Annotated in this window: 18 protein-coding genes; 7 read left to right on the top strand and 11 right to left on the bottom strand. The window is 72.5% G+C overall.

All coding sequences use genetic code 11. From position 1 onward, the window contains the following. Positions 1-130 precede the first annotated feature (130 nt). The 6 genes from IEY89_RS04365 to IEY89_RS04340 are packed head-to-tail and all read right to left on the bottom strand — an operon-like array spanning position 131 to position 5,779. The gene (locus tag IEY89_RS04365; protein ID WP_189145906.1) at positions 131-1,060 is read right to left on the bottom strand and encodes an MBL fold metallo-hydrolase; all 930 of its coding nucleotides are present in this window, start codon (positions 1,058-1,060) and stop codon (positions 131-133) included. After that, positions 1,057-2,040, bottom strand: a complete 984-nt coding sequence (locus IEY89_RS04360; RefSeq protein WP_229695049.1) for an aromatase/cyclase — start codon at positions 2,038-2,040, stop codon at positions 1,057-1,059. Before IEY89_RS04360 ends, IEY89_RS04365 begins: the two co-directional genes overlap by 4 nt. A 37-nt stretch (positions 2,041-2,077) precedes the next feature. Next, entirely contained in the window at positions 2,078-2,890 is an 813-nt protein-coding gene (locus IEY89_RS04355; RefSeq protein WP_189145904.1) for an SDR family NAD(P)-dependent oxidoreductase, read from the bottom strand. A 2-nt stretch (positions 2,891-2,892) separates the two neighbouring features. After that, on the bottom strand, positions 2,893-3,150 hold the full coding sequence (locus tag IEY89_RS04350; RefSeq protein WP_189145903.1) for an acyl carrier protein: 258 nt from the start codon (positions 3,148-3,150) through the stop codon (positions 2,893-2,895). A 35-nt stretch (positions 3,151-3,185) separates the two neighbouring features. Further along, positions 3,186-4,502: a beta-ketoacyl synthase N-terminal-like domain-containing protein gene (locus tag IEY89_RS04345; RefSeq protein WP_189145902.1), complete on the bottom strand. Its 1,317-nt coding sequence runs from the start codon at positions 4,500-4,502 to the stop codon at positions 3,186-3,188. Continuing rightward, complete coding sequence (locus tag IEY89_RS04340; protein WP_229695048.1) at positions 4,499-5,779, bottom strand: beta-ketoacyl-[acyl-carrier-protein] synthase family protein; 1,281 nt, start codon at positions 5,777-5,779, stop codon at positions 4,499-4,501. Before IEY89_RS04340 ends, IEY89_RS04345 begins: the two co-directional genes overlap by 4 nt. Before the next feature lie 209 nt (positions 5,780-5,988). Between IEY89_RS04340 and IEY89_RS04335 the strand changes: the two genes are divergently transcribed. Continuing rightward, the gene (locus IEY89_RS04335) at positions 5,989-6,993 is read left to right on the top strand and encodes an acyltransferase domain-containing protein (protein WP_189145900.1); all 1,005 of its coding nucleotides are present in this window, start codon (positions 5,989-5,991) and stop codon (positions 6,991-6,993) included. A 51-nt stretch (positions 6,994-7,044) separates the two neighbouring features. On the opposite strand, the gene IEY89_RS04330 is transcribed toward IEY89_RS04335, so the two are convergent. Beyond that, complete coding sequence (locus tag IEY89_RS04330; protein WP_189145899.1) at positions 7,045-7,299, bottom strand: acyl carrier protein; 255 nt, start codon at positions 7,297-7,299, stop codon at positions 7,045-7,047. 223 nt (positions 7,300-7,522) lie between these two features. Here IEY89_RS04330 and IEY89_RS04325 point away from each other — a divergent pair, with 223 nt between their 5' ends. Together IEY89_RS04325 and IEY89_RS04320 are read left to right on the top strand one after the other, a co-directional pair. After that, positions 7,523-8,560, top strand: a complete 1,038-nt coding sequence (locus IEY89_RS04325; RefSeq protein ID WP_189145898.1) for a beta-ketoacyl-ACP synthase 3 — start codon at positions 7,523-7,525, stop codon at positions 8,558-8,560. Then, complete coding sequence (locus tag IEY89_RS04320) at positions 8,557-9,147, top strand: flavin reductase family protein (RefSeq protein WP_189145897.1); 591 nt, start codon at positions 8,557-8,559, stop codon at positions 9,145-9,147. The genes IEY89_RS04325 and IEY89_RS04320 overlap by 4 nt, the downstream gene beginning before the upstream one ends. Positions 9,148-9,520: 373 nt before the next feature. Here IEY89_RS04320 and IEY89_RS04315 read toward each other — a convergent pair whose 3' ends face one another. Beyond that, a complete protein-coding gene (locus tag IEY89_RS04315) occupies positions 9,521-10,126 on the bottom strand; it encodes an RNA polymerase sigma factor (RefSeq protein WP_189145896.1) in 606 nt (201 codons plus the stop codon). Between the two features lie 148 nt (positions 10,127-10,274). Continuing rightward, positions 10,275-10,490 carry a hypothetical protein gene (locus IEY89_RS04310; RefSeq protein ID WP_189145895.1) on the bottom strand — a complete coding sequence of 72 codons (216 nt, stop codon included), beginning with the start codon at positions 10,488-10,490 and terminating at the stop codon, positions 10,275-10,277. 755 nt (positions 10,491-11,245) lie between these two features. On the opposite strand from IEY89_RS04310, the gene IEY89_RS04305 reads away from it, so the two are divergent. Beyond that, positions 11,246-12,019 (top strand): AfsR/SARP family transcriptional regulator, encoded by a 774-nt coding sequence (locus IEY89_RS04305; RefSeq protein WP_308437417.1) that lies wholly within the window; start codon positions 11,246-11,248, stop codon positions 12,017-12,019. Between the two features lie 250 nt (positions 12,020-12,269). Next, positions 12,270-12,725 (top strand): nuclear transport factor 2 family protein, encoded by a 456-nt coding sequence (locus tag IEY89_RS04300; RefSeq protein WP_189145893.1) that lies wholly within the window; start codon positions 12,270-12,272, stop codon positions 12,723-12,725. A gap of 55 nt (positions 12,726-12,780) precedes the next feature. On the opposite strand, the gene IEY89_RS04295 is transcribed toward IEY89_RS04300, so the two are convergent. Further along, the gene (locus IEY89_RS04295; RefSeq protein ID WP_189145892.1) at positions 12,781-13,923 is read right to left on the bottom strand and encodes a hypothetical protein; all 1,143 of its coding nucleotides are present in this window, start codon (positions 13,921-13,923) and stop codon (positions 12,781-12,783) included. Between the two features lie 203 nt (positions 13,924-14,126). Here IEY89_RS04295 and IEY89_RS04290 point away from each other — a divergent pair, with 203 nt between their 5' ends. Next, positions 14,127-15,320, top strand: coding sequence for an acyl-CoA dehydrogenase family protein (locus IEY89_RS04290; protein ID WP_189145891.1), 1,194 nt, complete (start codon positions 14,127-14,129; stop codon positions 15,318-15,320). Here the strand turns inward: IEY89_RS04290 and IEY89_RS04285 are convergent. Further along, positions 15,293-15,955 carry a TetR/AcrR family transcriptional regulator gene (locus IEY89_RS04285; protein ID WP_189145890.1) on the bottom strand — a complete coding sequence of 221 codons (663 nt, stop codon included), beginning with the start codon at positions 15,953-15,955 and terminating at the stop codon, positions 15,293-15,295. The two genes, IEY89_RS04290 and IEY89_RS04285, sit on opposite strands and share 28 nt — an antisense overlap. Positions 15,956-16,089: 134 nt before the next feature. Here IEY89_RS04285 and IEY89_RS04280 point away from each other — a divergent pair, with 134 nt between their 5' ends. Further along, positions 16,090-16,581: a nuclear transport factor 2 family protein gene (locus IEY89_RS04280; protein ID WP_189145889.1), complete on the top strand. Its 492-nt coding sequence runs from the start codon at positions 16,090-16,092 to the stop codon at positions 16,579-16,581. The last annotated feature ends 396 nt before the right edge of the window (positions 16,582-16,977 follow it).

Here is a 16,977-nt window from a genome sequence, read left to right as displayed (position 1 = left end):
TGCCGATCCGGTGTGGTGGAGGCCGCCGGGAGAGGGTGCGTGCCGAAGGCTGACGGGGGAGGACGTGGCGGGGCTGGTCGACGCGTACCGGGCTCGGGGGCGGGAGGCGCTTCTCACGAGGCAGGTTGGCTCACGCCCAGCAGTGCGGCAGGCGGCCGCCGTTGTAGGCGACCATCTCGCCGAAGACGCCCACGACATCCAACGGCGCGCCCTCGGCGACCCCGCCCGCCTCGGCGTACGCCCGGTGCAGGTTGCCCACGAGCCGCTCCGGATCCAGCCAGTGCGCGTACGGGCCGGGGCCCGCCTGGCGTGCGGTCTCCAGCGGGCTCAGTCCGGCGACGCCGCCCTCCCGGGCCAGCCGCACGAGACGCCGCAGATAGCCCGCGGTCTCGTCGAGGACCTCCGGGCCGCAGACCGGGCCGTGCCCGCCGACCACCGTGCGCGGGCCGAGCGCGCGCAGCTCCTCGACCGCACGCAGGGCGCCGCTGACCGAGCCCATCAGTACGAACGGGGTGCAGCCGGCCATCAGCACGTCGCCAGCGAACAGCACCCGCTCCTCGGGCAGCCACACCACCGTGTCGTTCGTGGTGTGTGCCGGGCCCACATGGATCAACTCGGCCCGGCGGTCGCCGAGATGGAGCGTCAGCCGGTCCTCGTACGTGAGATGCGGCAGCGTGACATCGATCTCGCCCCAGTCCACGTCGGGCCACAGGCCGGTCAGGCCGAGGCCCGCCTGTGCCATCTCGGCGCGGGCCCGCTCGTGCGCGACAATCACCGCGTCCGGCCCCACCAGCGCGTTGCCGAAGGTGTGGTCGCCGTGGAAGTGCGTGTTGACCAGCAGCCGGGGCTCGGCGCGGGTGAGGGTGGACACGGCGTCGCGCAGGGCCCGTGCGCGGGCCTCGGTGGCGGCGGTGTCCACGACCGTGACACGGTCCGGCTCCAGCAGCAGACCGGCGTTGTTGACGCACCAGCCGCCGACCTCCTGGACATACGCGAAGACCCCGTCGGCGACCTCGTCGAGCCGCACACGACCGGACCGTGGCACGACCGCCTGCGTCATACGGCGCCCTCCCGCGCGGCGCCCGCGACGTGCAGCCGAGCCTGATCCAGGGTGCGCAGGCTGTTGCCGCCGAGGGAGGCGCGGACCTGTCGGCGGGCGTCGGCCAGGTCCGCGCCGGGGCCGAGGAGTTCGACGAGGGCCGACGGGTCGAGGGCCACGTCGTGCCGGGCGATGACGTGGGTGCCGTCCGAGGCCTCGGTCAGCAGCCACTCGCCGCTGTGGGCGAGCAGGCCGTGCGGCACGGTCGTCTGCTTGTAGAGGATCCGCTCGCCCGGGAAGCACAGCCGTATCGACTGAGTGGTGTGCGTGGACCCGTCCGGGCCCAGAGTCTCCATGTCCAGCGTCTGGACGTCCGCGCCCGCGCTCGCGGGGGACTGAACCGCGGTCTCCACGTCGGTGTGCACCACGTGGGCGAGACGCTCGGGCCACAGGTCGGCGCGGTACAGGAAGTCGTACACATCGCGTCGCTCACCGGCCAGGAACACCCGGTCGGTGAAGGAGAACAGCAGCTGGGACGGGTCCTCGGGGCGCTCCGCCCAGGACTTGACCGCGCGGATCTCGTTGTCGCTGTTGTGGTCGAGGGCGGCGGCGATCCGGTCCGCATCCGTGTCGGAACCCGCCGTCGACCAGGTGTGGCCGAGTACCAGCCGGGTCGTTCCGGGGGCGCCGGGATCGGCCGTGAACTGCCAGTGGCCGCCCATCGAGGTGACCGGCGGACTCGGTACCTCCTGCCGGAAGCCGATGCGTAGCGCTCGGTCGTCGAGTTCGCGCAGCGAGGTCCAACTGCGCACCTCGGTGCCGACCACGGCCCACAGCCGGATGCGCTGGAAGTCCGGGCCGCTCTCGAGGAGGCGGGCGCCGACGCAGGGCGGGAACAGCAGCGGCCAGTGGGTGACGTCGGCGATCAGGCGGTAGGCGCGCTCCGGGGGCGCGTGGAGCACCGCGGTGTGCTCCGCGGAGCGTGCGGGGGTGCTGGTCACAGCCGGTCCTTTCGTTCGGGGTGCTTCGGGCGGTGGGTCAGTAGTTGCCGAGGCCGCCGCAGACATTGAGGGCCTGCGCGGTGATCGCGGCCGCGCGGTCGGAGGAGAGGAAGCCGATGAACGCCGCCACCTCCTCCGGCGTGGTGTAGCGGCCGAGTGGGATCTTCGCGTTGAACCGCTCCAGCACCTCGTCCTCGGGCACGCCCCACAGCTCCGCGTAGCCGCGCCGGACGGTGCCCGCCATGGGCGTCTCGACATAGCCGGGGCAGACCGCGTTGACGGTGATGCCGGTCTTGGCGAGCTCCAGGCCGAGTGCCTTGGTGAAGCCGACGACGCCGTGCTTGGACGCGGAGTACGGGGCGCCCAGAACCACGCCCTGTTTGCCGGCGGTGGAGGCCACGCTGACGATCCGGCCGTGCCCGCGCTCCCGCATGCCGCCCGTGGTCAGGACCGCTCGCGTCACCAGGAAGACACTGGTGAGGTTGGTGTTGATGACGTCGAGCCACAGTTGGTCGGAGATCTCGGCGGTCACGCCGCCGCCGCTGCGCCCCGCGTTGTTCACCAGTACGCCGGCTGGTCCGAAGGTGTCGACTGCGGCGGCCATCCAGCGGCGTACGTCCTCGACGGAGGTGACGTCGCAGGCGGTGCCGTCGGCGATGTGGCCCTGGTCGCGCAGTTCCTTGACCGCTGCGGCCACGTCCGAGGCGTCCCGCGCGCACAGGAAGACCGGGTGGCCGCGCTCGGCGAGCTCGGTGGCGGCGGCGCGGCCGATGCCGCGGGTGGCACCGGTGATCAGGGCGGGGCCGCGGTCGGGGGCTTCGGCGGTGGTGGCTGTTCGGGTGGCGGTCATCGTCAAGCCACCTTCACCAGCGCCGTGTTGACGAGGTCCAGGAACTGCCGGGGGGTCTCCGCGTCGGTCACCGCCTCGTCCGCCAGCTCCACGCCGAAGCGCAGGGTGGTCGTCGCCGCTGTCTCCAGCAGGGCGAGCGAGTCGTAGCCGAGGTCGGTGAACGAGGTGTCGAGGAGATCGCTGCCGAAGTCGGTGCGCTCGTCCTCGCCCGCGCACTCGTCGAGGATCAGCTTCAGGTCGTCGAGGGTCATCCGAGGCATGCTGGTGGCCTTCCGGTCGGTTCGGTTCGGTTCGGTTACGGGTCAGGGACGGGGGGGAAGGTGGCGGACGGGTCGGCCGCGGCGGAGGGCAGGTCGGGCGCGCCGCTGACGACGGCCGCGGCGTTGAAACCGCCGTGACCGCGGGCGAGCACGAGGGCGTGGCGCACCCGGGCCGGACGTGGCTCGCCGCGCACCAGGTCGAGGCGATGATGCGGAACGGGCCGGTCCACGTGGGCGACCGGGGGCAGCACGCCGTCGCGGATCGACAACAGGGCGGCGACGACGTCGAGCGGCCCGGCGCCGCCCATCAGCCGCCCGGTGAGGGTCTTGGGCACGCTCACCGGCACTCCGTACGGGCCGAACAGTGCCTCGACGGCGGCGGCCTCGGCGTCATCCAGCGCGGGCACGGCGGCCGCGTCGGCGAACACGGCGTCCACATCGCCGGGGGCGAGTCCAGCGTCGGCGAGGGCGAGCCGGGCGGCGCGCTCCAGGCCCGGCGGACGGCCGGAGCCGGGCGGCGGGTCGAAGGTGGCGGCGTAACCGGCCAACTCCCCGTAGACACGGGGCGCCTGACGGCGCACGGCGGCCGACATGTCCTCCAGGACGAGCATCGCGCCGCCCTCGCCGGGGACATGGCCCGAGGCGTCCTTGTCGAAGGGCAGGTAGGCGCGGTCGGCCTCGGTGCGGCGCGAGACACGGCCGCCGGCGATGTGCGAGACGAACCCCCAGGGGTCCAAGGCCGACTCGACGCCGCCGGTGACCACGAGCGAACTGCCCTTGCGGAGCGTCCTCCTGGCGTGACCGATGGCGTCCAGGCCGCCCGCCTGCTCGGCGACGAAGACACCGCTGGCGCCGCGGATGCCGTGCCGGATGGAGATCTGGCCGGAGTTGGCGGCGTAGAACCAGGCGAACGACTCGTAGACGCTGACGTGCTGTGGCCCCCGCGTCCACAGCTTGCGCGCCTCGCGGTGGGTGAACTCGAAACCGCCGGTGGCGCTGGAGGTGACTACACCCGTGGCGTACTCGGGCAGTGCGGCCGGGTCGGCGCCGGAGTCCGCCAGCGCCCAGTCCGCGGCGGTCAGGGCGAGCCGCGTGCACCGGTCGGTCTGCGGCAGCAGCCGCCCCGGCAGGTGTCCGGCGGCATCGAATCCGATGATCAGACCGGCGAGCGAGGACGGGTAGGCGCTCGCGTCGTACGCCTCCACCCGTCGGATGCCGTTCTCACCACGCAGGGTCGCCGCCCACCAGGCCTCGGTGCCGAGGCCGTTGGGCGCGGCGACGCCGATGCCGGTGATGACGGCCGTCGAGGACGAGGTCCCGGGAGTGCCCGGGGCGGTGGTTGGCGCCGTCACGCGGCGGCCCTCCGGGTCGTACCCGCGTCCCGGGTGAGGATCATCGCGCTCTGGAAGCCGCCGAAGCCGCTGCCGACGCTGAGGACGGTGTCCAGGCGGGCAGGGCGGGCCTCCAGGGGCACGTAGTCGAGGTCGCACTCGGGGTCGGGTTCGTGCAGGTTCGCGGTCGGCGGCACCGCCCCGAACTCCATGCCCAGCGCGCAGGCCGCGATCTCGATCGAGCCGATGGCGCCCAGCGAGTGGCCGATCATGGACTTGATGGAGCTGACCGGCACCCGGTAGGCGTGCTCGCCCAGCGCGTCCTTGAAGGCGTTGGTCTCGTGCCGGTCGTTCTGCTTGGTACCCGAGCCGTGGGCGTTGACGTAGTCGACCCGCTCCGGGGCGAGCCGGGCCTCCGCCAGGGAGCGGCGGATCGCCTCGGCCATCTCCCGGCCGTCGGCCTTGAGCCCCGTCATGTGGTACGCGTTGCAGCGGGTGGCGTAGCCCGAGATGACCCCGTAGACGTGGGCGCCGCGTGCGCGGGCGTGCTCCAGCTCCTCCAGGACGAACATCGCGGCGCCCTCGGCGATCACGAAGCCGTTGCGGGTGCGGTCGAAGGGGCGGGACGCGGTGCCCGGATCGTCGTTGCTCGGCGAGGTCGCCTTCACCGCGTCGAAGCAGGCGACCGCGATCGGCGAGATCGGCGCGTCGGTGGCGCCCGCCAGCATCACGTCGGCGCTGCCCTCCGCGATCAGGTCGCGGGCGTAGCCCAGGCAGTCGAGACCGGAGGTGCAGCCCGTGGAGATCACCGTGGCCGGGCCCTCGGCGCCGGCGACGGCCGCGACCTCGGCGGCGAGCGAGCTGGGCACGAACGCGTCGAACAGGTGCGGCGACATGTAGGAGCCGTCCACCTCCCATTGTCGGCCGCTGTCGCTCAGCACCAGGTACTCCTGCTCCAGCGTGGTCGTGCCGCCCACGGCGCTACCGACGCTCACGCCGATGCGGTGCGGATCGAGTTCGGCGAACTCCAGCCCGCTGTCCGTCAGGCACTCGCGGGTGGAGACCACCGCGAACTGGGCGGCCCGGTCGAGCCGGCGCGCCTCGCGGGGCGTGAGACCGTACCGCTCCGGGACGAAGTCCACCTCGGCGGCGATCTGTGAGCGGAATCGGGACGGGTCGAACATCGAGATCGTGCGGGTGGCGGTCCGGCCCGACATGAGCAGGTCCCAGAACGACTTCCGGCCGATCCCGCCGGGCGCGACGACACCGATACCGGTGATGGCGACACTTCGGTTCACTGGAGAACCTCTCTGATCACAGGGACTGACAACAGGGACCGTTCTTGGCCGAGTCTGTGCGGGGGGCCTCCAGGACTGCTGGAGAACCGAGCGTGACCCGCTGGCGTGGGCGCGGCCCGGGGTTTCCATGGCGGCTCGACCCCGGGCCGAGCGCCTCGCGCCAGGGTCGCGAAGGACACCGCATCCGCGTCCGTACAGGAGGACTTGAGGTGGAACACCGCCGAGTCGCACTGCTGCTGCCCGGTCAGGGAGCGCAGCGGGAGCGCATGGCCGCCGGTCTGTACCGGCCCGGTTCCGTGTTCGCCGCGCACATGGACGCGTTCCTCACCGCGCTCGGAACGGAGGGCGGGAAGCTTCGCGCCCAGTGGCTGCGCCCCGCGCCGAATCCCGTCCTGGACGACGCACTGGTCGCCCAGCCACTGCTGTTCGCGGTCGGCCACGCGCTGGGCCGGGTCGTACGGTCCTGGAACGCGGGCCCCGGCGTCCTGCTCGGCCACAGCGCGGGCGAACTCGCCGCCGCCTGCCTCGCCGGTGTCTTCGACGAGCGCGCCGCCGCCACTTTGCTGGCCGCCCGCTCGCACGCCCTGACTGGTACGGGCGGCGGCGGCATGCTGGCGGCGGCCGCCGCGCTGGAGCAGGTCACCGGGCTGCTGGCGGGTCTCCCGGACGGCAGGGCGGCCGTCGCCGCGGTCAACGGGCCCCGGCAGACCGTGCTCGCCGGACCCGTCGAGGCGCTCGCCCGGGCGGAGGCGCGGCTGCGGGCCGCCGGGGTGGTGGTACGGCCGCTGCGCTCGGGGCACGCGTTCCACAGCCCCGAGATGCGCCCGGCCGCCGCGCGGTTCGAGAAATACGTCGCCCGCGTACGACTGCTGCCGCCGCGCACGGAACTGTGGTCGGCTCGCACAGCCCGCCCGGTCGACGAGCGGCAGGCGCGCGAACCAGCCTTCTGGGCCGGTCAGTTGGCCCTGCCGGTACTGTACTGGCCCGCCCTGCGCGCACTTCTCGACGCGCACGCGCGGGGTCCCGGGCTGGTGCTGCTCGACGCCTCCGCGGACCGCAGCCTGTCGGCACCGGCCCGGCGCCATCCCGCGGTGCGCTCCGGAACCTGCGTGGTCGTACCGCTGCTTCCGGGGCGCACCGCCGGGACGGTCGAGGACGAGGAGACGCTCGACGCGGCCCGGGAGCGGCTGGCGGGCGAGGGCCTGCTCGCCTGACGCGAGGCCGGGCCCGGCCGAGTCCGGCGAGCGCCCGGCCCGGACTCACTGTCAGGCGACCTTCACCTGGGCGTCCACGAACGCGATCATCGCGGCCGGGGTACGCAGGTCGTCGAGCCTCTCGTCGGGGATGGTGACCGGGAAGTCGTCCTGGATGCGCATGGCGATCTCGTACATGACGATCGAGTCGTAGCCCAGGTCGGAGAAATCGGTGTTCAGGGCGGAGCCGTCCAGCGCCTCGGCGTCCGCGCCCTCGTAGCACGCCTCGACGATCTTGCGGAACTCGGTGAGGGTGAAGCCGGCCATGGGCCTTCCTTTCGCGTGGGTTTCGCGCCGGGTGATGTCACCCGGACGTACGACAGGTCGCTGCCACCGTGAGGTCCCGGGCTGGAGGTGTGCTCGAAGCCGGCTCCACGGCCAGGACGCCGCGTCCCCCGACGGTCCTCGACCGCGCCTCCAGAGCCGGCCCGGAAGCTGGCGGGGATGCCAAGTCCGGCACGAAAAGAGCACGGAACGAGGGGAGTTCTGGATGTCCCAGCCCAGCAGCCCGCGTGCGGTCGCCCGGCCACCCCGGCTGCGCGCGTCCGACGGCGGGCACAGCAGGATCCTCGGCATCGGTGCCTACCGGCCCCGGCGCGTGGTGAAGAACGCCGAACTGTGCGCGCTCATCGACTCCACGGAGGAGTGGATCGAGACCCGCAGCGGCATCCGTGAACGCCGCTTCGCCGAGCCCGACGAGACCGTTCCCCAGATGGCGGTGGCCGCCGCGGGCAAGGCGCTCGCGCACGCCGGGGTGACCCCCGAGGACATCGACCTGGTGCTGCTCGCCAGCACCTCGAACCTGGTGCAGACGCCGCCGCTCGCCGTCCAGGTGGCGGCGGCGCTGGGCGCGGACCGCGCGGCGGCGCTCGACCTCTCGGCTGCCTGCGCCGGGTTCTGCCAGGCCATGGCCGCGGGCGCCGACGCGGTGCGGGCGGGCAGCGCCCGGCACGTCCTGGTCGTGGGCGCCGAACGGATGACCGACATCGTCGACCCGCGGGACCGTACGATCTCCTTCCTGTTCGCCGACGGGGCGGGTGCCGCGGTCCTCGGCCCCTCTCCGACGCCGGGCATCGGTCCGGTCGTGCGGCGCGCGGACGGCAGGTACTTCGACTCGCTGAAGATGTCGGCCGGCTGGGACGAGTACTGCGCCGATCCCGTGGCGGCGCGGCGGCCGTGGCTGAAGATGGACGGGCGGCGGGTGTTCCGCTGGGCCATGGACGACGTCTGCCCCGCCGCCGGGCGGGCACTGAGCGCGGCCGGGGTCGAACCGGCCGACCTCGGGGCCTTCGTGCCGCACCAGTCCAACCTGCGGATGATCGACCTGATGGCGGAGCGGCTCGGTCTCACCGACCGTACGGAGATCGCCCGGGACGTGGTGCGCAGCGGCAACACCTCGGCTGCGTCCGTGCCGCTCGCCCTGGAGGCGCTGCTCGCGGAGGGCCGGGTGGGCGGCGGGGACTCGGCGCTCCTCGTGGGCTTCGGCGCCGGCCTCAACTTCGCGGCCCAGGTGGTGCTGCTGCCATGACGGATCGGGCTCCGACCAGGGAGCAGGCCGCGGGCACGGCACCGGCCTCGACCACGGAACGGGCGACCCCGGCGCCCCCACCGGGTCCGCGCGACGCGGGCACGGTCGACGCGGGCACGGTCGACGCCGCGAGCTTCCGGGCGGCGATGGCCCGTTTCCCGGCCGGTGTCGTGGTGGCGACGACGCTGGACGAACACGGGTTGCCGCGTGGTTTCACAGCCAGCTCGTTCTGCTCGGTCTCGCTCACCCCACCGCTGGTCCTGGTCTGCCTGGCCGACTCGGCCGAGTCGTACGGGGCGTTCACGCGGTGCGCCCGGTTCGCGGTGAGCGTGCTGGGGCCGGAGCACAGCGCGCTCGCCACACGGTTCGCGACCCGCAGTGCCGACAAGTTCGCCGACCGCGGCCTGACGCTCACCGCGGCCCGACTGCCCGCAGTCGAGGGCGCGCGCAGCGTACTGGACTGCACGGTGCACGAGCGGTACCCGGCCGGCGACCACGTGATCATCGTGGGCCGGGTGACCGGAGCCCGCCTGGGTGAGGGCGAGCCCATGGTGTACTTCGACCGGGCGTTCCGCTCACTGGCCTGACGAACGGTCGCGGAGTGGTGCGTCGACAGCCCCTCAGCGAGCCGCCCGTCGGACGCGGCCGGCGGGGGCGTCGCGGCACGGGCCCGGGCGGTGGGCCGACCCACCGGACGCGGATCGACGGTCCGTCGGGCCGGCCGTCCTGCACCCGGGTCGGAAGCTCCCACCGTGGCGCCTCGGACAGTCCGCGCACCCTGATCGCCGGCGCGGCGGCCGGCACCCGCACGACCAGCGCCGCGGCGAGCGACCGGACGCGGCGGGAGCGCCGACGGCACCGGTCGTGGACGCCGCGGAAGCACCGTCCCGCACCTCGACCGCGTCCGCCAGTCCGGCCGGTGCGTCGCGCAGCTGCCGTTCGGTACTGTCCGCAACCGGCTCAGACGACATCGGCGCGCTCCTTCAGGATCCGGGCGAGAGCGGCCATGCCGCGGGAGGCGTGGGACTTCACCGCGCCGCTCGAGATGCCCATGGTCTCGGCGATAGCCGACTCGCGCAGCTCCAGCCAGTAGCGCAGCACCAGAGCCTCGCGCTGCCGCTCCGGGAGTGCGCCCAGCGCCTCCACCACCGCGCGCTGGTCCTCCCGCAGCAGCACGGACTGCTCCGCCGAGACCACGTCGCCCACGGGTGACGCGGTGTGGCGGCGTACGACGGTCAGATGGCGCAGTCGCATCCGGACGAGGTTGCAAACGGTCGACCGGAGGTAGGCGGCGGCGCGCTCCGGGGCGTGCAACCGGTCCCAGCGGCTGTGCAGTTGGCAGAACGCCTCGGCGACGAGGTCCTCGGCGTCACTGTCCGCGCCGAGCAGCACCGCCAGCCGCAGCAGGCGTGAGTAGTGGGTGTGGAAGAGGCGGGCGAGCGCCGCCTCGCGTTCGCCGTCGCGCAGGTCGGGTGAGCCGTCGAGGGCTTCGTCGGCCCGCTGTCCGTCCGGTCCGTCCAGGGCGCGCTGCCTCTGGCCGGCCCGGCCGTCTGATGCGGCGTTCATGTGGTCCTCTGGGATCGCGACGGTTCCCGGGGCCGCCGGGAATGGTCAGGTCAACCGGGTTGGAGGCGAATGCGCGCGGTGCTGTCGAGGCCGCGCGGCACTCGGGCCGGGTCGAGTACGAGCGGGGACAGCGCCGCGGCCAGCAGATTCACCGCCAGGGCGGGCAGGCCCGCGTACACCTGCGGGCGCGTCTGCCCGCCACCAGTCCGGCCGCCCGGCCGACGAGCAGCGCCCGCGGGTGGAACCAGTCCGTGAACAGGGACAGCGCTACGGCCGGAATGGTCTGCGACAGCCATACGCTGCCCAGGAGTTGCAGTCGTACCGCGTCGGCGAGGGTCAGCGCACAGCCGTGTAGAGGGCCCAAGTCCCGCCCTCGCCAGGACCCATTCGGGCAGCCCGGCCGGCTCGGGCCGACGGGCCGCGGCGACGGTGAGTACCCCGAGGGGGCCGATGACCGCGCAGAACGCGACGAGCGCCGCGGAATCCTCCATGGTCCAATCCGGGTGGGGCGCCTGAGACAAACGGGGCGCATCGGGAGATACGGATCAGGATGGCCGTACAGCCCTTGCTGATGGCTGGCCGGATTTCTGCAGACGAAGATTTCTCCTGGGGACGGTAAACCGTCGCCGGGGTCCGCGCAACCAACACATATGAGACGCGCGCCGCCCGGATGGCGGGAGCGCGCGCCGGGCCCGGCAGTGCCGCCGGCTCTGTCCTCCGTCCGTCGACGATAAACCTGCCGTACGCCCTCGTTCCGCATCCGCTCCGCCGAGAGCGCCGTCGAATTTGCCGTCCGTCTGGCCCGGATGGCCATTCCGTGATGCCCGAATACGTTGCCAAAAGCGGTCCATGGAAGCGGAATCTTCTTTTCTGTTATTGATTTCCAGATTTAACGCGTGACAACTTGCAGTTAACTGTATCGAATCGTTAGCGTTGAGTGGTCCGGGCAGGTTTGGGGCCCAGTCCTGGTTGACCATGACGGAAGCGGGGATTCCTTATGTAAATGTTTATGGAAGTATTCGTCGTACACCGTCTTCAGATGAATTCTGCCCGTCCGGAGGAGTAATGCATTTCTCAGTGCTCGGTCCGCTCGTGATGGCGAATGGCGGAAAATCGTTCGTGCCCAGCGCGCCGAAACAGCGACAGCTGCTGGCCCTGCTGTTGGTCGACGCAAACCAGTCGGTGTCCGTGGACGCCTGTATCGAAGAGCTGTGGGAGAACCGGCCACCGTTCAGTGCTCGATCCACGCTGCAGACGTACGTGCTCCATCTGCGGCGGGCCTTCTCACAGATCCCCGAGGTGGGCAGGCTCGCCGAAGCGAAGAAGATCCTGCAGACCGGTGACCGGGGATACAGACTTGTCGTCTGTGACGGCGCACTCGATCTGCACACGTTCGAACGTTTGGTGGAGCGGGCGCGCACCGCGCTCGCCGCGGGCGACGACCGCAAGGGGGCGGCCTTGCTCGCCGACGCCCTCGCGGTGTGGCGCGGACCCGCCCTGGCCGACGTGCAGGTCGGACCACTGTTGCAGGCCCATGTCGTGGGGCTCGCGGAGTACCGGCTGCACATCCTGGAACAGCGCATCGAGGCGGACCTCAGGCTCGGCCGGCACCATGAACTGGTGCGGGAACTCAGCGCGTTGACCGCTCAGCGTCCGACACACGAGAACCTGCACGCCCAGCTCATGCTGGCGCTGTACCGCTCCGGCCGCCCGGCCCAGGCCCTGGAGGCGTTCCACCGGCTGCGGCACGTCCTCAGCGGGGAACTGGGCCTGGAGCCCTCGCCTCGAATGCACCGCTTCCATCAGGCGGTCCTCACCGGCGACTCCGCCCTGGAGACGCCGGTCTCGGCGGCCTCACCGCTGACCCTCGACCTGAGTCTCAGCGCGGGTTGAACACGCACCGGAGCCGCCGCACAGTCGGCTCCGGTGTCGTGTGCGGTGCGGGTCGTTTTCCGGTGCGAGTCGCCGACCATGATTCCGATCTCTTTCACCCCGCATTCAGTGATGTTCATGTACCAGATTCTGTGCCGCCCGGCTGGAGGGCCGCTCCAGCCCTGTTGGTGCTCCGGCCCGGAAATACCGCCCAGGCGTTCTCCAGGAACGCTCAAGGCGGTCTCGACCCACCCTTCCTAGCGTTCTCGGCATGACCACTCCATCCGTACAAACCGAGCTGTACCTCGACATCCAGCAGTTCTACGCCGAACACATGCAGGCCGTGGACGACGGCGACTACGCGGTCTGCGCCCTCGGATACACGGAGGACGCTCTGTTCGACACCGACGCGCTGCCCGCGCCCCTGGCGGGACGGGCGACCATCATGGAACAGCTGAGCACCGCCACGGCGGGCGCTCGGGACGCGGGGATCCGACGTCGCCACTTCATGAGCATGTTGACGGTGCGTCAGGACCCGGCGCGCGAGAACACCGTGCACACCCGGTCCAACGCCCTCGTCGTGGCCACGCCCCCCGGTGGCGTCCCCGCCGTCCAGCGCAGCGTCATCTGGGAGGACACGCTGGTGTACGACGAGAGCGAGGGCCGGTGGCGGATCAAGATGCGCCGCGTGCGCGCGGACGGTGCCCCCGGGCGGGCCGCCGGGTGACGGCAGGCGGGCCGCCGGGCGTCAGCGGCCCGCCTGCCGTACCACCGCCCCGCCGTCACGCGGGCCGTACGGCCGAGGGAGCCCGACTCGCCCGGGTGCGTTTCAACCAGGCTCCGAGGAGACTGAGCGTCAGGCCGAGGGCAATCCAGGCGAGGACGATGAGCAGTTTGCCGATCGCCGCGTTGCCGTCGAAGAACGCCACAGAGCGCAGGAGTTGGCCGGACGCGCCCGCCGGGAGCAACTGACCGAGCGCGCCCCACGGTTCGGGCAGCATCTCGGGGCCGGCCGAGATGCCGGAGAACGGGTTGCCGACCAGGAACATCAGCACCACCCCGAGTGCCGTGCCGACCACGCCGAAGACGGACAGTCCGATGACGGTGAGCGAGATCGCCGCCATCAGGCCCATGAGGACGGCCGCGTTGGTGAGGTAGGGCCCGTCGATCGCCTCGATCCAGCCCTGCAGCAGGGCGGCGGATGCCAGACCGCCGAGGATCGCGAAGGCCGTCGCGCCGAGCAGTCGCCAGCGGGTGGAGCCGACCACGAAGCTGAGGATGATGCCGGCGCCCATCGAGGTGAGGATCAGCGGCAGCATGCCCATGGTGAGACCGGTGCCGCGAGGGTCGCCCTCGGGGGCCGGGACGACGTCGGTGACCGGCACCTGGCGGCCTTCGTTCATGCCGGTCGCCATCTGCTGGAGCAACTGGGCCACGGGGACGCTCGCCGCGGAGGCGACCAGCAGTCGTGGCTGTTGGCCGCCGACGACCAGCGCGCCGTAGTCCTTGCGCTCCTCGATGCGGTCGCGGGCCGCGGCCTCGTCGGTGACCCGGTGCACCTCGAACGCGCCCGGCGCCTGCCGGTCGAGCTGCTGGGTGAGGGGGGCCACTGCGGCCGGCGGTCCGGCGATGGCGATGGGCACGTCACGCGGGCCCATGCGGGCGTTCGGCCAGGCGAAAAGGGTCAGCATCAGGGCCTGGAGGAGGAGCAGGGCGGACACTGCGACGGCCGTCAACTGCCGTGGCGGCAGAGCCCGTAGGCCACGGCTCGGCTCTTCGCCCGTCGGTTCCTCGGTGACGCCCTGCGGCGCGGCCCTGTTCGACTGCGGTGCGGCTTCGTTCTGGCGGGCGGGCGCTGACTCCCGCCCCGGCGACTCCGGCTCCGCGGGCTTCGGCTGGGCCGGGGCGCGGCTTTGCTCGGACATGGATCCTCCCGGTCGATCCCGGCGTGAGTGGCCAGTATTTCCTCATGTGAGGACTTAATGGGAGCATCCCGCATCCCGGAGCCGATGGCAAGGCCGCACGTCCCCGCGCCGACCCTCCGTCGACCGCGCTTCGACCGCCCCCGGCGAGGCTGAAGGCCGTGCTCGCCCCGGCGGTGCGCCGAGGGCGAGGAAAGGAGATCTCCATGGCCATCCCGAACGGACTGCCGCCGACGCAGGTGCTCACGAGTCCGCCGACCCCCTCACCGCCGGACCCCGCGCTCCCGGCGTCCGCGGCCGACTCGCCCCTCCTCACGGCCGCCCGCTCCCTGCGCGAGCTGGCGGGCCGTTTCGCGGCCGGCGCCGACGCCGACCAGCGGCTGGCCCCGGAGGTGGCCGACGCCCTGGTGGAAGCGGGCTTCGCCGCGCGGTTCGTGCCCCGGCGCTGGGGCGGTACGGCCGTCGGATTCGGCGAGCTGACACGGGCCGTGGCCGAGGTCGGCGCGGGGTGCCCGTCGGCCGCGTGGGTCGGCTCGCTGTGGGCGTACACCGCGCGCTTCGCGGCCTACCTGGACCCGGAGGGCCAGGCCGAGGTCTGGGCGAAGGGCCCGGACACCCGGGTGGTGAGCGCGCTGGCCCCCTCGGGCACCGCGCGGCCTGTCGACGGCGGCTGGCAGGTGTCCGGCACCTGGCCCTACACCAGCGGCATCGAGTTCTCCGACTGGGCCCTCGTGGTCGGCCCGTCCCCGGCGGAGGGCGGCCGGGAGATCCGTTTCTTCGCGGTGCCGCGCGGGACGTACCGCATCCAGGAGACCTGGTCCACGGTCGGCATGCACGCGACGGGCAGCCACTCGCTGTTGCTGGACGAGGTGTTCGTGCCCGAGCGCCGCACGTTCCTGCGGGACGACATGATCGAGGGACGGGGCGCGTCGTCCGACGAGCCCTGCCACGCGGTGCCGTTGCGCGCGGTCAACGGCCTGACGTTCGCCGCCCCGATCCTCGGCGCGGTGCGCGGCGCCCTCGCCGCCGTGGAGACCATGCTCTCCGGGGATGACCGGCCCCGTCGCCCCGGCGGCGACACCGACGCCCGCCTCGCTTACGCCCGCGCCGCGGCCCGCACGGACGCGGCCGAACTCCTCCTGCTGAGCGTCGCGGACAGCGCCGACCAGGGCCGCATCGATCCCGAGACCGTCTTCCGCGGCAGCCGGGACAGCGCGTTCGCCGTGGAGCTGCTGACCGATGCCGTCGAGGATCTGTTCCGGGCGGGCGGCACCCGTGGCCAGGCCGCCGCCCACCCGCTGCAACGCCTGTGGCGGGACGTCCGCACGGCGTCCACCCACGTGGCCCTGAGCTTCGCCCCCGCGGGCCTCGGCTACGCCAAGGAACGGCTGGGCGGCTGACCCGTCGTCTCCGACACGGCGTCGGGCAACTCACCCGTCAGATAGTGCTGCACGGTGGGGGCGACGGCCTGGACCACCATCTCCACCTGAAGGGACGCCATCGGCTGGGTCTCCACCACGTAGCGGGTGAGGGCGAGTCCGACGAGCTGCGCGCCGACGAGCCCCGCCCGCACGTCGGCACGTGGCCGGCCCACCGCCTCCATCACCGGCGGCAGCAGCTCACCTTCGACGAAGCCGCGGACCATGGTCGCCGCGCCTTCGTGGGTGACGGCCGAGCGCAGGATGCTGAAGAGCTTGTCGCGGGTGGGCTGGGTCTCCCATATCTCCAGGAACGTCCGCACCAGCCGCTCGCCGATCCCCGCGACGTCGCCTTCCATGACAGGCGCCAGCCGGTCCGGTGGCAGCGCGTCCCGGATCGCCGCGGCGAACAGGCCCTCCTTGGTGGCGAAAAAGTGGCGTACGAGCGCGGGGTCCACCTTCGCGGTCTTGGCCACGGACCTGATGGACACGCCGCCGAAGCCGTGTTCGGCGAACTGCTGCAGCGCCACGTCGAGGATCACGTCCGCGCTCTGCGTCGCACCGGGCCGCCGCCCGGTACGCTGCCCCGGCCTCGGTGTGGCCTCGTCCACAGCCATGTCCGCTCCTCCTTCAGCCGCTCGTCCCGAGACCATCGTAGGGGGGCGAGTTCGGGACACCGTTCCCGCCCCGTCGGTACGCCTGGAGGAGCCCTCTACCCGTCCTCCAGCCCGCGCGGCCAGAATCGGGAGACATGACCCAGCCGACACAGACCCAGACGCACCCCGACCCGCCGCGCGCCGGCCGGGATCGTACGCCGCCGGTTCCCGCGGGCGCCGAACTGTACGTGGAACTCCAGATGTTCTATGCCCATCAGATGCAGCTACTCGACGGAGACGACTTCGCGGGTTTCGCCGCCACGTTCACCGAGGACGCGCTGTTCGTACCGGCGGGCCGGGACGCGGTGCGTGGTCGCGAGATCATCGCCCGCGCCTCGGAGGCGGCCTCGACCCGGTTCCTGGGGGGCCGTCCGCGCCACTGGTTCGACATGCTGCGGGCCGAGGTCGCGCCGGACGGTGTGATCCGTACGACCTACTACGCGATGGTGAGCGTCACACGTGCCGACGGCACGAACGTCCTGGAACCCAGCTGTCTGGTCCGCGACAGCCTGGTGAGCCGTGACGGCCGTCTGTTCAACCGCTCGCGCGCCATCGAACGGGACGACCTGGCCGCCGCGGCCACCTGAACACCCTACGCCTACCCGCGACAACGCCGAAGGCCCTCCACATCCGTGAAGGGCCTTCGTACCGTGCGCCGCCAGGGACTTCGCACCCCGGACCCGCTGATCAAGAGTCAGCTGCTCCGACCAACTGAGCCAGTACTAGGGGTGTCGGCGAACAGCAGGGGTGGGCGGCTGCCCGGCGCCCGCCGCAGCCGTACCGCTTCGAGAGCGGTGGCGCCCCGCCCCTGGAGAGCCTTCGGTGCCGGCGGCCGGGGGCCGCCGCCGTCACGGAACGACTCGACGCCCAGCGTCGTGGGGAACCCTCGGCGGCGGGGGCACCGAAGGTCGGCGGGGCCGGCGCGGTCCGCCGTACGAGACGCCCTTGACGTGGGCCGCGACCGGATCGACACTCCACATGGG

Source organism: Streptomyces lacrimifluminis, from assembly GCF_014646095.1.
Taxonomy (GTDB): domain Bacteria; phylum Actinomycetota; class Actinomycetes; order Streptomycetales; family Streptomycetaceae; genus Streptomyces; species Streptomyces lacrimifluminis.
This window is presented reverse-complemented; position numbering and strand designations above follow the sequence as displayed.

What these genes read in the sequence shown, in the direction of transcription:
- IEY89_RS04285 (WP_189145890.1), bottom strand. Translation starts at nt 15,955, where the DNA reads ATGGCTGTGGACGAGGCCACACCGAGGCCGGGGCAGCGTACCGGGCGG.
- IEY89_RS04295 (WP_189145892.1), bottom strand. Translation starts at nt 13,923, where the DNA reads ATGTCCGAGCAAAGCCGCGCCCCGGCCCAGCCGAAGCCCGCGGAGCCG.
- IEY89_RS04365 (WP_189145906.1), bottom strand. Translation starts at nt 1,060, where the DNA reads ATGACGCAGGCGGTCGTGCCACGGTCCGGTCGTGTGCGGCTCGACGAG.
- IEY89_RS04325 (WP_189145898.1), top strand. Translation starts at nt 7,523, where the DNA reads ATGTCCCAGCCCAGCAGCCCGCGTGCGGTCGCCCGGCCACCCCGGCTG.
- IEY89_RS04300 (WP_189145893.1), top strand. Translation starts at nt 12,270, where the DNA reads ATGACCACTCCATCCGTACAAACCGAGCTGTACCTCGACATCCAGCAG.
- IEY89_RS04315 (WP_189145896.1), bottom strand. Translation starts at nt 10,126, where the DNA reads ATGAACGCCGCATCAGACGGCCGGGCCGGCCAGAGGCAGCGCGCCCTG.
- IEY89_RS04320 (WP_189145897.1), top strand. Translation starts at nt 8,557, where the DNA reads ATGACGGATCGGGCTCCGACCAGGGAGCAGGCCGCGGGCACGGCACCG.
- IEY89_RS04280 (WP_189145889.1), top strand. Translation starts at nt 16,090, where the DNA reads ATGACCCAGCCGACACAGACCCAGACGCACCCCGACCCGCCGCGCGCC.
- IEY89_RS04330 (WP_189145899.1), bottom strand. Translation starts at nt 7,299, where the DNA reads ATGGCCGGCTTCACCCTCACCGAGTTCCGCAAGATCGTCGAGGCGTGC.
- IEY89_RS04355 (WP_189145904.1), bottom strand. Translation starts at nt 2,890, where the DNA reads ATGACCGCCACCCGAACAGCCACCACCGCCGAAGCCCCCGACCGCGGC.
- IEY89_RS04290 (WP_189145891.1), top strand. Translation starts at nt 14,127, where the DNA reads ATGGCCATCCCGAACGGACTGCCGCCGACGCAGGTGCTCACGAGTCCG.
- IEY89_RS04350 (WP_189145903.1), bottom strand. Translation starts at nt 3,150, where the DNA reads ATGCCTCGGATGACCCTCGACGACCTGAAGCTGATCCTCGACGAGTGC.